The organism is Rhizohabitans arisaemae, assembly GCF_025996515.1.
GTDB classification, from domain to species: Bacteria; Actinomycetota; Actinomycetes; order Streptosporangiales; family Streptosporangiaceae; genus Rhizohabitans; species Rhizohabitans arisaemae.
Genome location: NZ_BLRH01000035.1, coordinates 700,814 through 714,783, shown reverse-complemented (window position 1 = coordinate 714,783; position 13,970 = coordinate 700,814). Strand labels below are relative to the sequence as shown.

12 protein-coding genes are annotated in these 13,970 nt (G+C 71.3%); 2 read left to right on the top strand and 10 right to left on the bottom strand.

Going from position 1 to position 13,970, the window contains the following annotated elements:
• Positions 1 to 1,392, bottom strand: coding sequence for a proprotein convertase P-domain-containing protein (locus tag RUR_RS25240; protein ID WP_283137664.1), 1,392 nt, complete (start codon positions 1,390 to 1,392; stop codon positions 1 to 3).
• 890 nt (positions 1,393 to 2,282) lie between these two features.
• Here RUR_RS25240 and RUR_RS25235 point away from each other — a divergent pair.
• Entirely contained in the window at positions 2,283 to 2,858 is a 576-nt protein-coding gene (locus RUR_RS25235; RefSeq protein ID WP_283137663.1) for a hypothetical protein, read from the top strand.
• 49 nt (positions 2,859 to 2,907) lie between these two features.
• Here RUR_RS25235 and RUR_RS25230 read toward each other — a convergent pair whose 3' ends face one another.
• The 6 genes from RUR_RS25230 to RUR_RS25205 all read right to left on the bottom strand — a co-directional run bounded on the left by RUR_RS25230 (position 2,908) and on the right by RUR_RS25205 (position 9,814).
• The gene (locus RUR_RS25230) at positions 2,908 to 3,744 is read right to left on the bottom strand and encodes a DUF4253 domain-containing protein (protein ID WP_283137662.1); all 837 of its coding nucleotides are present in this window, start codon (positions 3,742 to 3,744) and stop codon (positions 2,908 to 2,910) included.
• Between the two features lie 362 nt (positions 3,745 to 4,106).
• A complete protein-coding gene (locus tag RUR_RS25225) occupies positions 4,107 to 5,072 on the bottom strand; it encodes an LLM class flavin-dependent oxidoreductase (protein ID WP_283137661.1) in 966 nt (321 codons plus the stop codon).
• Complete coding sequence (locus tag RUR_RS25220) at positions 5,069 to 6,322, bottom strand: threonine synthase (RefSeq protein WP_283137660.1); 1,254 nt, start codon at positions 6,320 to 6,322, stop codon at positions 5,069 to 5,071. Before RUR_RS25220 ends, RUR_RS25225 begins: the two co-directional genes overlap by 4 nt.
• A complete protein-coding gene (locus RUR_RS25215; RefSeq protein WP_283137659.1) occupies positions 6,319 to 7,479 on the bottom strand; it encodes a M24 family metallopeptidase in 1,161 nt (386 codons plus the stop codon). The genes RUR_RS25220 and RUR_RS25215 overlap by 4 nt, the downstream gene beginning before the upstream one ends.
• A complete protein-coding gene (locus RUR_RS25210) occupies positions 7,476 to 8,477 on the bottom strand; it encodes a TIGR03619 family F420-dependent LLM class oxidoreductase (RefSeq protein WP_283137658.1) in 1,002 nt (333 codons plus the stop codon). The genes RUR_RS25215 and RUR_RS25210 overlap by 4 nt, the downstream gene beginning before the upstream one ends.
• Positions 8,474 to 9,814 carry a purine-cytosine permease family protein gene (locus RUR_RS25205; protein WP_283137657.1) on the bottom strand — a complete coding sequence of 447 codons (1,341 nt, stop codon included), beginning with the start codon at positions 9,812 to 9,814 and terminating at the stop codon, positions 8,474 to 8,476. Before RUR_RS25205 ends, RUR_RS25210 begins: the two co-directional genes overlap by 4 nt.
• A gap of 114 nt (positions 9,815 to 9,928) precedes the next feature.
• Here RUR_RS25205 and RUR_RS25200 point away from each other — a divergent pair, with 114 nt between their 5' ends.
• A complete protein-coding gene (locus RUR_RS25200; protein ID WP_283137656.1) occupies positions 9,929 to 11,116 on the top strand; it encodes a PucR family transcriptional regulator in 1,188 nt (395 codons plus the stop codon).
• Between the two features lie 103 nt (positions 11,117 to 11,219).
• Here the strand turns inward: RUR_RS25200 and RUR_RS25195 are convergent, their stop codons facing one another.
• Genes RUR_RS25195 through RUR_RS25185 form a run of 3 tightly spaced genes read right to left on the bottom strand, consistent with a single transcriptional unit; the run spans position 11,220 to position 13,885 of the window.
• Positions 11,220 to 12,272 carry a hypothetical protein gene (locus tag RUR_RS25195; protein WP_283137655.1) on the bottom strand — a complete coding sequence of 351 codons (1,053 nt, stop codon included), beginning with the start codon at positions 12,270 to 12,272 and terminating at the stop codon, positions 11,220 to 11,222.
• Positions 12,269 to 12,622, bottom strand: coding sequence for a PadR family transcriptional regulator (locus tag RUR_RS25190; protein WP_283137654.1), 354 nt, complete (start codon positions 12,620 to 12,622; stop codon positions 12,269 to 12,271). Before RUR_RS25190 ends, RUR_RS25195 begins: the two co-directional genes overlap by 4 nt.
• A gap of 39 nt (positions 12,623 to 12,661) precedes the next feature.
• Positions 12,662 to 13,885, bottom strand: coding sequence for an MFS transporter (locus tag RUR_RS25185; RefSeq protein WP_283137653.1), 1,224 nt, complete (start codon positions 13,883 to 13,885; stop codon positions 12,662 to 12,664).
• Between the last annotated feature and the right edge of the window lie 85 nt (positions 13,886 to 13,970).

The window sequence follows — 13,970 nt, the reverse complement described above, 5'->3', positions numbered from 1 at the left end:
TTAGATCGTGATCTTCCACGCGTCGATGTAGCCGCTGTCGTTGACCGAAACGTCCGTGGCCCGAAGCTTCCACGTGCCGTTGGCGGTCTCGTTGGAGACGCTGATGGTGTAGGTCTGGTGGAGGATGTCTCCACTGTCGTTGGCGTCGGAGTTCTTGACCCGGTAGGTCGAGCCGTCCGGGGCGATCAGGTCGAGCTGCACGTCGCCGATCCAGGTGTGGTGGACGTCGGCGTAGACCGTGACGCTGTTCTTGGTTCCCGGGACCCCTGTGACGCTGATCGGGGACTCGACCTGCCCTCGGTCGGGGATGTTGTAGTTGTCGGCGTTCTCGAAGGTGTTGCCGGTCGGCGGCTCGCCGGTGCCGGTGCCGTAGTTCTGGATCTTGCCGCGGACGCCCACGGAGACGCCGTTGCGGCGGGCGCCGCCGCCGTAGGCCTGGGCGCCCTCGTAGTAGTCCCAGCCACCGACGATCTTGCCGGCGAGCGGAACCCAGGAGGTGCCCTGCTTGATGGCGAAGTGGACGTGGTTGCTCCCGGCCGAGCCACCGCAGGGGATGCGGACGCTCGTCATGCCGAGATAGGTGCCCTTGGCGATCTGCTGGCCGGTGGGCCGGATCTCGTTGGCGAGGTGGTAGTACTCGGTGGTCCACCCGTTGTCGTGGATGATCCGGACGTGCCCGCCGTTGTTGCACATGTCGTAGGCACGACCGGACTGTGCGGCCAGAATCTGGTAGGCGCCCGAACCGAAGACCTTGTTCAGGTCGATGGAGCTGAACGGCCGCGACTGGCCGCTCCAGCCGTGCGGGCCACCGATGATGGCCCAGCTGTCGCCCTCGGCGAACGGCAGCATGAGCCCGGTCTGGATCGGGGCCGCGGCGGCGGCGCCGCCGGCGGCGTCCGTCCCGTGCGCGTGCCCGTCACCCTCGCCGTGTGCCTCCGGCGCCCCGACCGCCCCGGCCTGGGCGAGCTTGAGGGCGTTGGCGGTGTGGTTGGCGAAGGTCTTCTTCTCCGCCTTGCCCACCAGGCCGTCGGGCGACTGAGCGATCATGCCGGCGAACTCGGGGGTTCCTTCCAGTGCCACCTTCCATCCGCTCGGGCCGTTCCTGGCGACGAAGATCCAGGCCTCCGGGTAGGTGTCCTGACCGGACGGCGCCAGGATCCCCGACGTACCGAACGCCCAAGCGCCGTTCTCGCGCTGCACGCTGACCTGGGTCTGCTTCTCACCGACCGCGTTAGCCGCGTAAGCCTTGTTCTGGCTCTTCTGCAGCATGGCGGCGTTGAGGGTGTCGTTCAGGCTCGGTGGCGCCGCGCTGGCTGCCGTAGGGATCATTCCTGCGGACAGGACCAGTGCACCGACGGCGGTGGCGGTCCAGAAGCGTCCTCGAAACCTCATCTCGCTCCCTTCACGTTGGGGGGATAAGACGTGAGCGGGGTGTTTCGCCAGCGAGATTCCGGCTCGACGGCGGGGGCGCGCAAGATTGTTCAGGCAGGTTCGTTCAATAGTCTTAACGACTTGACGGCACACCCTTAACTCGGTGATGTGACGGAGCCTCTACGCTGGGCTCACCCCGGCGGGTGTTTCGCCCACCGAGCCGTGGCCTGAATATTCAGTATCCAGAGCACACGGACGAGTGACCGGGCTTAGCGATTACCCGCAGACGACTCGCACCACTCACATACCAGCAGTTCAGAACCGTTCAGCCAATATAAGTGAACATTGCGGTCCATGGGAAAGAACGTTCCACCTCCTTCTCCGACGCCGGTCGCGGGTCCCGCGCCGGCCCCGTCCACCCGGCCGGCGACCGCCGACATATCGGACACCCGAAATGGACTGCGTCCCCCCACCGCGAAACCGAACGCCACACCCGCGCTCCAGTCGCCCGCCCGGGTCCCGTGCTCACACGGAGTGACCGCCGAAGCCTTGCCGCCACGGTCGGCCGTACACACCCACGCCCCCGCTCCGATGGAAAGTCTGGGGGATTCTCCTTCACACCGACAGAGGCTGAGAAATCCCGATCTCTCGGCGTGAATACCGAACAGCCACTTTCTCCACTCAGCGCCTCAAAATTCCAGATATAACCGCGAAAAACGTACATGCTGGACCAATGACCGTAGCCTGGCTCAGAGCCAAGTCAGTGTCGGGTCTTTTTACCGCGAACCGCGCACGAATTGCACCCCCCAATCTCCAAATGAGAGCCAAGGCCCTCGTCGGGGTGTGTGAACCGGGAAGGGTAGAGCGTGCGCCCGCGATTTCGGGCGCTGAATCTCTCACCGGGAGGATATGTGAGCCACATAACTCGAATTCTCACCGCGGGCACGGGAACCTTCGCCGCCCTCGCCGTTTCCGCCGTTCTCGCCTCGGGCGCGTGGGCGCAGGCGGCGCCGGCCGGTCCGGCCGCCGCCGGATGCGCGACGGCGGCGAATCCCGCGGACTGCAAACGGGAGCTCGGTATCGTCCTGACCGTGGGCGACCGGCTGGAGCACACCCTGCAGAGCATCTGCAGGCCCGGGACGAACATCCCGCTGCACCGAGGTGGCGAGTTCATCGGGGAGGTCTTCCGGCTCTGGGAGGCCGGCTCCTATCCGGCTCTCCCCCCGAGTCTGGCCAAGGATCTCCGCATTGTCGTCCACGCCGCCCTGGTCCAGACCGGCCCGACGAAGAACGCCTGCGACAAGACGGTACGCGACGCCTTTCAGGCGAACGCCCTCAGAGTCGCGATACCCGTGGTACTCCCGCACATCTCCGAATACGTGCAGTGGTGGCAGCAGAACTGCGTGGCCACCGCCGACTTCTTCACCAAGAACGAAGCGGCGCTGAAAGCCGCGCTGGAGAGACTGGCCCGGCCCGTCACCCGATAACCGTCGACCGCGCCCCTGGTCTCCGCCGGAGTCCAGGGGCGCTTTACCGTCAATCCCACCAGAACGACCAGGTGTTGCGATTGCGAATCTCCTCGGCGTACCCGGCGAGGGTGCCGGGCCCCTGAACGAGGTTCTCCGGGCAGAAGGCCCAGTGCTCCGCGGCCACGTGGAGGGCGTGACGCGTCGTGACCGGCGGGGCCGCGACGCTCAGTTCCAGGCAGTTGAACCCGACCGCGACCACCCGCGCCCCGAACCGCTCCTCCCAGCTGCGGACGACGGCGGCGAGCGGCGCGGTCCACGCGTTGTGGTTGAGCGCCCCCTGCCACCCCATGGCCGCCAGGGCGTCGGCGCCCCGCTCGACCGCGACCAGGCCCACCGGCATCCCCCGGTCGCCGAGAATGCGCGCGTACCAGTCGGCGACGACGCCGGGATCCTCCATGAGCACCCCGGCCCCGGCCAGCCCGGGGCACTCCCGGCCGAACGGGGCCAAGTCCTCGAACTCGTCGTCGGCGCCCCCCTGGGCGTCCACCACGTCGGTCCACACCTCGGCGAGGAAGGCCCCCGCGTCGTAGTTGTCGATCTCCTTGACCGGCTCCGGGGCGATCTGCCCGGTGGACCACGCCTGCGCGGAGTCGTCGAGGAGGAGCGGCCACAGGCCCGACCGCGGATGCTCCGCGCGGAGCCGGGCCCAGAGCGCGCCGGTGGCCCGGTCCTCGCTCACCCAGTAGGCGGGGCGGTCCGGGATCTGATGCTGGGGATAGTTGACGTCCGGCCAGACCAGGGAGCCCTCGGGGAGCCCCACCCGCAGCACCCGCCCGCCGCCTCCGTCGGGAAACAGCTCGTGCAGGTTCTCGGGGAGCGCGGATCGACGCTCGCCTTCATCCATCTCGGCCGTCCCACCTCACATCACGCCGGCGGGTGTTGTCGGTGCGGCGAGAGGTCGTCATCAGCACACCGCAAGGAACGGAACATATCCGGTGATCTATTCGGGAGCAAGACCCCAGGCGGACCGGCCACCGGAGCGCGGGATGCGCGGCGACCGTGGAGACAGAGATCACCAAGGCCGCGAAGGCCGCAGATCGACCCCCGGCGACGGGTGAGAGGGTCGCCTGCACGGCCATGAAGAATACCAGTTCGAGCCAGGCGCGGCCCGAGGTAACCTCAACCGCCGGACTCCGGGGCCGACGTGTCGCGCCGGGACGCCGGAACCCGCGCGACACGCCGGCCGGAGGACCGGCCCCGAGCCCCTCAGGTCTCCGGGTGGTCCGGCCACAGGCGGGCCGCCGTACGCATCAGCAGCCCGGGGTCGGCGCCCCCGTCGTCCCGGACCACCGCGACGTCGAGCCCCGCCGCGGCGAACCGCGCCAGCGCGTCGCCCGCGTCCCGCGCCGTACCGGACGCGGTGAACAGGTCGAGCAACCCGTCGTCGACGAGGTCGACGCGGGGGGCGCCGGCGAGCCAGCCTTCGCGGAACCGCGCGCACAGCTCGGGGCCGAGCCCCGCGGTCCGGGTGATCTCGTGGTCGCCGTGGACGCCGAGGAAGGTGGCGACCATGGGGCGGATCCGGTCCCGCGCCGCCGCGGCGTCCCCGTCCACCGAGACCCCGATGTAGGCGGCGAGCTCCATCCGGGGCCCCACCCGCTCGCGCACCGAGGCGACGTAGGGAGGCGAGGAGAGAAAGGACAGCAGGAGCCCGTCCGCCCGCTCGGCGGCGAGCCCGAGCGCGCGCGGACCCTTCACCCCGAGCACGATCGGCGGGACGGTCCGCGGGGGTGTGAAGGAGAGCGCCGCGTCCACCCGGAAGTGCGCGCCGTCGACCCGGGTGGGCGACCCGGTCATCATCCCCCGGATGACCTCCATCGACTCGGCGAGCCTGCCGATCGGGTGGTCGAAGGGGATGCCGAGCCGATCGCTCATCCAATGCGCGTTGCTGGCGCCGAGGCCGAGGATCGTCCGGCCGCCGCCGATCTCCTCAAGCGCCGCGAGCTCCATCGCGATGAGCGCCGGATGCCGGGTGTAGGGGTTGACGACGCCGATGCCCACCCGGATCCGCCCGGTCGAGGCGGCGATCGCCCCGGCCACCGCGAACGCGCCGCGCTCGCAGTAGTCCTCGGTGATCCACACGGTGTCGAACCCGGCGCCCTCGGCGAGCCTGGCGACCGCCACCGCGTCCGCGGCGTCCCGATGCCCGGAGATCGAGAAGGCGAGCCTCACGGGGCCTCCCCGGCGAGCGCCGCGTCGAGCGCCCGCAGCGTGGGCTCCACGACCGGCACCGGGGGCAGGGTGCCCGCGGTGGCGCCGACGTCCTTCAGTCCGGTGGAGGTGCCGACGAGGACGACGTGCTCCCCGGCGGCGACCGCGCCGGAGGCGACGAGCTCCTCCAGCGCGAGCAGCGCGACGGCCGACGACGCCTCCGGGTAGAGGCCTTCACGTCCGAGCCGGTGCTGCGCGTCGAGGGTCCGCGCGTCCCCGGGGACCGGGACCGCGTGCCCGCCGGAGGCCCGCAGCGCGTCCAGACCCTGATAGGTGCCGTACGGCGAGGCGATGGAGAACGCGACCGAGCCGGTGACGGGCACGGGTCCCGCGGTGTCGGTGCCCTCCGCCAGGGCGCGGGCGAGCGGGCCGAACGGCTCCGCGGCCACCATCCGCGGGGTCCGCCGGGCGACGCCGAGGGCGGCCAGGTCGGCGAAACCGCGCCAGACCCCGGCCAGGCCGTCGGAGTAGGCCGCGGGCACGATCACCACGTCGGGGACGTCGCCGAGCTGCTCGAAGATCTCGTAGGCGATCGTCTTGTAGCCGTCCACGCCGTAGGGGATCGAGCCGACGGGCGGGTTGGCGTGGCCCGACATGGGGAGCCAGCCGCGCTCGGCGACCAGCTCGCGCATGAGGCTCCACCGGTCCGGCGGGCGTTCCAGCGCCACGACCCGCGCGCCGTACACCTGCATGAGGGTCTTCATCGCCGGAGGCACCGACGCCAGGGTGAGGACGACGCAGGGCAGCCCGGCGCGGGCCGCGTAGGCCGCGACCGCCGCGCCGTGGTTGCCGGTGCTCGCGACGACCACCGCCTCCACCCCCAGCTCGACGGCCTTGGCCGTGGCGACCGCGGCGAGCCGGTCCTTGTACGACCAGGTCGGGTTGCGGGTCTCGTCCTTGACGTGGACGGCGCCGAGTCCGAGCCGCTCCGCCGTGCGCTCCAGCGGGACCAAGGGGGTGGTGCCCTCATTGAGGCTCACCGCCGGCGTCTCCGGACGGAGGGGAAGCAACGCCCGGTAGCGGAACAGACCGGGCTGGGAACGGTCGACGGGCAGCACTGCCGCGGCGGACACCTCGTACACCGGCAGGACGTTCGACGGCACACCGTCCCGCTCGCAGGCGGGGCAGCCCCGTCCGATGAGCTCAAGGGCCGGATCGTCGTACGGCGCCGCGCAGCGCAGGCAGGCGAGCCGGTTCAGGTAGCGGGTCACGCGGGCACCACCGGGAGCGTGCGCGGGGCATGGGTGAAGAGGTCCACGCCGGACCCGGTCACCACGAGCGTGTCCTCCACCATCATGCCGCCCCAGCCGAGCTTGTAGTACGGGGTCTCGAAGCAGAAGGTCATACCCTCGGCGAGCTCGGATCCCACCCCCGGCGCGATGATCGGCGGTTCGTAGACCGAGAGGCCGATCCCGTGCCCGCAGTGCTGGCGCCGGTACGGCGTGACGCCGCCGCGCCGTACCCCCTCCATGGCGACGTCGAAGACCTCCACGGCGGGAACCCCCGGTTTCGCGAGCCGGACCTGTTCGTCCAGGCCGTCCAGGATCGCCGCGTAGTTCGCGGTCTGCAGGGCGTCGGGTTCGCCGAGTACGGCGGTCCGCCCGATGTCGGACCAGTAGCCGTGGTACACGCAGCCCACGTCGAACCGGGCGAGCTCCCCCGGAGCCCAGGAGCGGTCGGTCGGATGCGCGTCCGCGAGCGCCGAGCGCGGGCCGGTCACCGCGACGACGAACCGCGGTTCACCACCCCCGGCGACCATGGTCGCGGCGACGATCCCGGCGAGTTCCCGCTCGGTGATCCCGGGACGGGCCGCGTCGATCGCCGCCTGGATGCCGGCCTCCGCCAGCAGCGCGGAATGCCGCAGCAGCTCCAGCTCCCCGGGGAGTTTGGCGCCGCGTACGGCCGACGCCCAGCCCTCCGCCTCGACGGAGGCCTCCCCGGCGACGGCGGCCAGGCCCGGGTCGGCGACAAGCCCCTCCACGCCGTAGCGCAGGCCGGGGCCGGCCTCCCGCAGGGCGACCGCGAGCGCGGCGTACAGGTCGGTGTTGCGGTCGGCCATCTCGCTGAGCGGGGACGGCCCCTCGGACTCGAAGTAGAACCGGCCGAACGGGACCAGCCGGTCCTCCGGCACCCCGGAGTCGGCGGCCGGGGCGGTGTCGGCGGCCGGGCAGACCAGCCAGAGGTCGTCCCCGGTGACCACGGCCGCCATCCGGTGCGCCCGGAACATCGGCCCGGCCACGCTCCGGTACCCGGTGGCGTAGAGCACGCTCTCGGGGCTCGTGAGGACGACCGCGTCGAAGGGCGCCTCGGCGAGCGCGCCGCGCAGCCGTACCAGGCGACGATCGTTCAGCGTGCGGAGATCCGTCATCGGTTGATCACCGTCTCGCCGAACTCCGCCATCATGTCCAGGGTCTCCGGCACCGTGTTGGCGGCGAACAGCAGGCCGGCCAGGGTGTCGACCCCGGCCTGGCGGTAGGCCTCCACCTGCTCGGCGACGCTTTCCGGAGTGCCGATGAGGTTGCGCGCGGCCAGGTTCTCCACGCCCTGGTCCTTCAGCGTGGTCTTGGAGAGGGAGACGAGGTGGTTGTGGAGCTGGGAGGCGCGGAACCTGGCCCACGCCTCCTCGTGGGTCGGGGCGATGCTCACCGCGACCTGGAGGGCGACCTCGAACCCGGCGGGCAGCACCCGCCCGGCGGCCTCGGCCTGCGCGGCGATGTCGGCGCGGCCCGCCGCCACCTCGGCGGGGGTGAGGCAGGCGGGCAGCCAGCCCTCGGCGTACAGGGCGGCGCGGGTGCGGCAGGCCGGGGCGTTCCCGCCCGACAGGATGGGCAGCGTCTCCTGGACCGGCTTGGGGAAGGACTGGACGTCGGCGAAGTTCACCCAGCGTCCGCGGAAGGTCGCCTCCCGCTCGGTGAACAGCGCCCGCAGACCCTGGATCGCCTCGGCGGCGTGCTCACCCCGGTGCAGCTTCACCTCGGGGTTCATCGCCTCGTACTCCTCGCGGTAGGCCCCGATGCCGACCCCGAGCACCGCCCGGCCCCCGGAGAGGCGGTCGAGCGTGGCGGCCTGCTTGGCGGCGACCACCGGGTTCCGGAACGGAAGCACCATGATCGCCGTGGCGAGGCGGATACGCGTGGTCAGCGCGGCGACGAAGCTGAGGTAGGAGAACGGGTCGTAGTACCTGGGCGGCTCGTCGAACTCGGCGCGGACGTACCGCTGGGTGGTCACGTGGTCGTTGCCCCAGACCGAGTCGAAGCCCAGCCGCTCGGCCGCGAGCGCCAGTTCCACCGCCTCGTGGACGTCGGCGTACGGGACGGGGTACATCAACCCCTCGGTTCCCGTCGGCACTCCGAGGCCGAACTTCATGAGGCGTTTCCTTCCTGTACGGCCTGCGCGCGCCGATCCCGGGCCGAGCCGCCGCGCCCCAGGGAGGCGACCGCGAGACCCAGGACGGCGTACGAGGCGAATCCGTAGACCAGTCCTTCGATGGCGTCCACGACGAGCAGGCCCGTGTACTTCGAGAGCAGTGCGGCGATCACCCAGGCGGCCAGCGCCTCGATCCGGATCTTCGGTGCGGCGGCGAGGAGCTCGGCGCCGGTGCCCCGGCGGGCCAGAATCCAGAAGTGCGCGATCAGCACTCCGGCGAACGGCGGGGCGATGAGGCCGATGATCTGGAGGAAGACCAGGAACTGACCGGCGAACCCGGCGAAGGCCACCCCGACCGCGATGATGATCGACACGATGGTCCAGACGGGCTTGCCGATCCGGATCCCCATGGTGTTGGAGGCGTTGGTGAAGGCGAGCGAGGCGGAGTAGAGGTTGTTGTCCGCGGTGTTCCAGAGGGCGAGCACGAGCATCACCGCCGCCGGGGCGAGCAGCCCGAGGCCCTGCATGACGATGACGAAGTTGCTGTTGCCGACGGACATGGCCGACACCGTGGCGATGGTCTCGAAGACGCCCGCGCCGATGACGAAGCCGAAGAAGCAGGAGATGATCACGTCCCGGGGACGGATGGCGAACCTGGCCACGTCGCTGACGAGCGCGGCGCCGGTGATCCAGGTGGAGATGACCGCGCCGACGGCCACCGCGAACCCGATGGGCACCGCGGGGGTCTGCGCGACGACCTCGGCGAAGCCGCCCTCACCACCACCGATCTTGTAGAGGGCCAGCAGCGCGATGGCGACCTCGATGGGGACCGCGATGGCGGAGAACTTGGCCAGACCCTTGAAGCCGAGGATCGCCGTCGTGGTGATGGCGATGCCGAAGGTCAGGGTGAAGCCCCAGGTGGGGATGGCCGGGATGAGCTTGTTCACCGCCCCGCTCCAGGTGTCCATCAGCACGCCGATGAACCCCATGGCGAGCACGCCGAGCAGCAGCGAGACCACCACGGCGCCGTACCGCCCGAACACCACCCGGGCGGCGAGGTAGCTGGACAGGCCGGTCCGGTAGCCGACCAGGCCGATCAGGGAGGACACCGCCACCAGGATCAGGTTTCCGACCAGGATGGCGGTCATGCCCTCGGCGAAGGTGGTGCCGCCGCCGACCACTCCCCCGACCAGGAAGCTGCTGACGCTGATGTTCCAGCCGATCTGGACAATGATCATCTTCAGCAGGCTCTGCCGCCGGTGCGCGGGCACCGGCTCCAACGCGTGATCGTCGAGATCGGTGGCGACCGACTCCTTGCTGGCGACCCGGGTACTCACGAAGGTCCTCCTCACCTAGGCCCGCTGGGGGATCTGGCCTGTGATATCCCATAGTCCATGGCCACATGTCGGTCCTACTACGTGGCCGAACCGGAAGATGGGAGGGCCTGATTTGTGGATCTGACACAACGCGCGCGGATTCTGCTGGACGAGGTGGACGAGCTGGCCGCGGCCCTGCTCGCCGCCGTCTGGGAGCGGCTCCCCGGCTACGACCAGGCCCGGATGGATGTCGAGGACCTCGCCGACGTGGTCGCCCCCAACATCCGGGCGATGCTCACCGCCCTCTCGGAGCGGCGCGGCCCCACCCCGGCCGAACTCGGGCCGGCGGCCGGGCTCGGCGAGCGGCGGGCGGTCCAGGGGGTCCCCGTCGAAGCCGTGGTGGCCTCCTGGCACGCGGCCGAACGACTGCTGCTCCGCCGGCTCACCGCGACCGGGCCGCCGCTCGGCCCCGTCCCGTTCACCGAGCTCAGCCAGAACCTCGCCGCCGTCACCGACATCATGATCGAGGCGTCCACCGACGCCTACCGGCGGACCCGGAGCACCGCCGCCGCCCACCTCGATCAGATCGCCACCGACCTGGTCTCCCGGCTCGCCGGCGGGGAGCCGCTGGACCCGGCCGAGGTGGAGGAACGGGCCCGGCTCGTCGGGGTACGGGCCCAGGTGCCGCACCGCGCCGCCGCCATCGGCATGTCCGAGGAGTCGCCGCTGCTCGCCCTCACCCGGGCCCAGTCCACCGTCCTGGACGCGCTCCGCCCGCGCCTGCGCAGCCGGGTCCTCGCCGGAGGCAAGGGCTCCACCATGGTCCTGGTCTTCGCCGACGCGCCCGGGGTCGCGCAGGCGCTGGCCCGGGCCGCGACCAGGCCGGGAATCCCGGCCGGGCTGGTGGTCGGGCTGGGCGAACCCCGTCCCCGGCTCGGCGAGGCCGGGGCCTCCTGCCGGGAGGCGCTCACCGCCCTCGAAGCCGGGCTGCGGATGGGCGCCGACCGGACCGTCGTCCCCTTCGAACGGGTCATCCCCGAGGTCTTCCTCATCGAGAACCCGCTCGACGCCCGTCGGCTCACCGAGGCCGTCCTGACCCCGCTGCGGCAGAGTCCCGTGCTGATCGAGACGCTCCGGGTGTTCCTCGCCGCCGGGCTGTCCACCAGGATCACCGCCCAGCGCCTCGCGGTGCACGACAACACGGTCAGCTACCGGCTGCGGCGGATCCTTCAGCTCCTCGGGGCGGCGAGCCCGGCCGAGCTGGTCCGGGCCGACGTGCTCCTCGCGCTCCGGGCGGACGAGCTCGGCCCCGGACGGCCGTGATCCGCCCGGCGCAGCCGTACCAGCACGAGAAGTGGACATTTCATGCCACTATAGGAAATTTCGCGCTTTGGGGTGGGGTGCGTGGGACGGGCGTCGGCCCCGGTCACGCCGGCCGGGGAGCGGCCGGATCCTTGGGCAGTCGCCGCGCCGATCGGACGCCCGAGATCAGCAAGGCCCCCGCGACCAGGAGCAAGGCGGCGGTGAGCGCGACGACCAGGGGGGCCTGACCGCGCAGCTCCGGAACGGACAGGTAGTCGATCGACGCCTGGACCCGGAGGGGCAGGAGCAAGAGCGCCAGGACCGCCAGCGCCAGGGGCCAGGCCGGGGTCCGGCGCCCCGGGCTGAAACGGTGGACGGCCAGGCAGACCACACCCGCGACGACCACGATCAAACCGGCGATCCCCCACGTGTCCGCCCAGATCCAGGCAAGGGGGGCCGGCTTCCAGCCCAGCAGCGAAGCGCCCAGCAGCCAGAGCGGGACACCCGTCGCGACGGGTACCGCGATCATCCACCTCGCGCGGTGGACCGGCGGGGCGTCCCGATGGAAACCGGCGAGCAACGCCAGGGCCGGAATCACGCCGAACAGCAGGTAAAGCACGCTGATCCGGTCGGGATTCGCACTGCTCACCGCGGCCACCACGTCGACGGCCAGATCCCAGCCGGCGGGAAGGAGTGCCAGGAGCGCCGCCGCCCTCGCCACGCCGGGCCTGCCACCGATCAACGCCGCGTAGGCCGTGATCCACGCGACGCTCGCCAGTCCCTCGACGATCGGGACGGACCCGGGTGACGACCAGCCGAGACCGAATCCGGGGCCGAAGTCCGGGATGGGGCCGAACACCCCGGCCACCCGGAGCAGCCACCCCAGATGCATGGCGCTCAGCACCGCGTTCAACAGCAGCCCGAGGAGCGCGACGAGCCGGACCGTCTCGCCCGCGGCGAAGGCGCGCGGGGCGGCGCCGATCCCGCCGAGGCGGACCCGGACGGAGAGCGCCACGACACTGGCGACCTCCGACCAGCGGGGCTTGCGCTCGTCGGCGTCGGCGATCTCCCCGACGCTCTCCAGGAAGGCGTCGACCATCTCCTCCTCGCGCTCGGCGCGATAGGAGGCGGGGAGCACGCGCAGCACCCGGCGGTACCGCTCCTCCAGCAGGCTCATGCCAGGCCTCCCGCGATCCGGACCGCACCGTGGCGGCCCTGCAACCGGTCCAGTGCGCTTCTGGCGTTCTCCGCCAGCCGTACGGCCTCGGCGTCGAGGGCGTGCGCGCCGGGCTCGGTGATCCGGTAGTAGCGGCGCAACCGGCCCTGCCAGACCTCCTCCCGGTCCAGCTCCACCAGTCCCTCCGCGGTGAGCCGGTCGAGCACGCCGTAGAGAGTGCCGATCTTGAGCTGCACCCGCCCGCCGGAGAGCTCGGCCACCTCCTGAACGATCCCGTAGCCGTGCCGGGGCTCGTCGACCAGCGCGGTGAGGATGAAGAACGCCGGTTCCGTCATCGTCTTTGAACCCATGGTCGACACCATACATCGGGAGACAAGATATAGCGAGCCTCAGGCGCTCTCGTCGATCCGGCGCTCGGCGTGCGGGATCCGGCGCAGGAAGAGCAGGCCGAGCACGCCCGCGAGCAGGCAGGCCACCCCGCCCAGGCCCAGCGCGTACCGGGGGCCGAAGTACTCGGCGACGAAACCCACGATCGGACCGCCGATCGGGGTGCTGCCGAGGAACGTCACCGACCACAGGGCCATCACCCGCCCGCGAAACCTCGGCTCGCTGGTGAGCTGCAAGGTCGCGTTGCCGGTGGCGAGAAAGCCGGTGCTCGCCGCCCCGACCAGGGCGAGCACCGCCAGCTCCGTGGAAAGGGTCGGCATCGCCGCCGCGGCGAGGATGGCCACGCCGAACGCGAACGCCGCCACCGTGAGCGGACCCAGCCCCGTCCGCGCCCACGTCGCGATGGCCAGCCCGCCCACCACCGCGCCCGCGCCCATGGCCGAGGTCATGAAACCGTAGGCCTCGGCCCCACCCCCCAGCGTGACCTGCGCCATCAGCGGCAAGACCACCTGGAACTCGTAGGCGAGCGTGCCCACCAAGGCCATCATCAGCAGCGGCACCAGCAGGCCCGGCGTCCGCCGTACATACCTCAGGCCCTGTCGGAGCTGCCCGCGCTCCCGCGCCACCGGCTCACCGGCGAAGAGCTCCGATTCCCGCATCAGCGCCAGCGCGACGAGGACCGCCGCGAAGCTCGCGGCGTTGATCAGGAAGCAGACGCCGACACCCACCGTCGCGACCAGCACCCCCGCCACGGCGGGGCCGAGCGCCCGGCTGGAGTTGACCATGACGCTGTTGAGGGTCACCGCGTTGCGTACCAGGGGCCGGTCCACCATCTCCGGCACAAAGCTCTGCCTGCCCGGATTGTCCACGGTGTTCACCAGGCCGAAGGCCAGGGCGAACCCGAAGACCATCCAGATCCGGACCGCACCGGTGATCGTCAGCAGGCCCAGGCCGAGGGCGAGCACCGCCAGCGCGCTCTGCGTCACCATGAGCAGACGCCGCTTGGGCACCCGGTCGGCGATCAGGCCTCCGTACGGCCCCAGCAGCAGAACCGGGAGAAACTGCGCGGCGACCACCAGCCCGAGCACCACCCCCGACCCGGACAACTCCAGGATGAGCCAGCCCTGGGCGATCGCCTGCATCCAGGTCCCGATCAGGCTGAGCAGCTGGCCGCCCGCCCACAGCCGGAAGTTCCGCACGCGCAACGCGGCGAAGGTCCGGCTCACACCGCGATCCACACCGCTGACCGGATCGGCGGGGGATGTCCGATCGATACGGCGCAACGCGCGTGCCCAGCGCCACATCCGCGAC

What these genes read in the sequence shown, in the direction of transcription:
- RUR_RS25240 (WP_283137664.1), bottom strand. Translation starts at nt 1,392, where the DNA reads ATGAGGTTTCGAGGACGCTTCTGGACCGCCACCGCCGTCGGTGCACTG.
- RUR_RS25230 (WP_283137662.1), bottom strand. Translation starts at nt 3,744, where the DNA reads ATGGATGAAGGCGAGCGTCGATCCGCGCTCCCCGAGAACCTGCACGAG.
- RUR_RS25215 (WP_283137659.1), bottom strand. Translation starts at nt 7,479, where the DNA reads ATGACGGATCTCCGCACGCTGAACGATCGTCGCCTGGTACGGCTGCGC.
- RUR_RS25210 (WP_283137658.1), bottom strand. Translation starts at nt 8,477, where the DNA reads ATGAAGTTCGGCCTCGGAGTGCCGACGGGAACCGAGGGGTTGATGTAC.
- RUR_RS25195 (WP_283137655.1), bottom strand. Translation starts at nt 12,272, where the DNA reads ATGAGCCTGCTGGAGGAGCGGTACCGCCGGGTGCTGCGCGTGCTCCCC.
- RUR_RS25190 (WP_283137654.1), bottom strand. Translation starts at nt 12,622, where the DNA reads ATGGGTTCAAAGACGATGACGGAACCGGCGTTCTTCATCCTCACCGCG.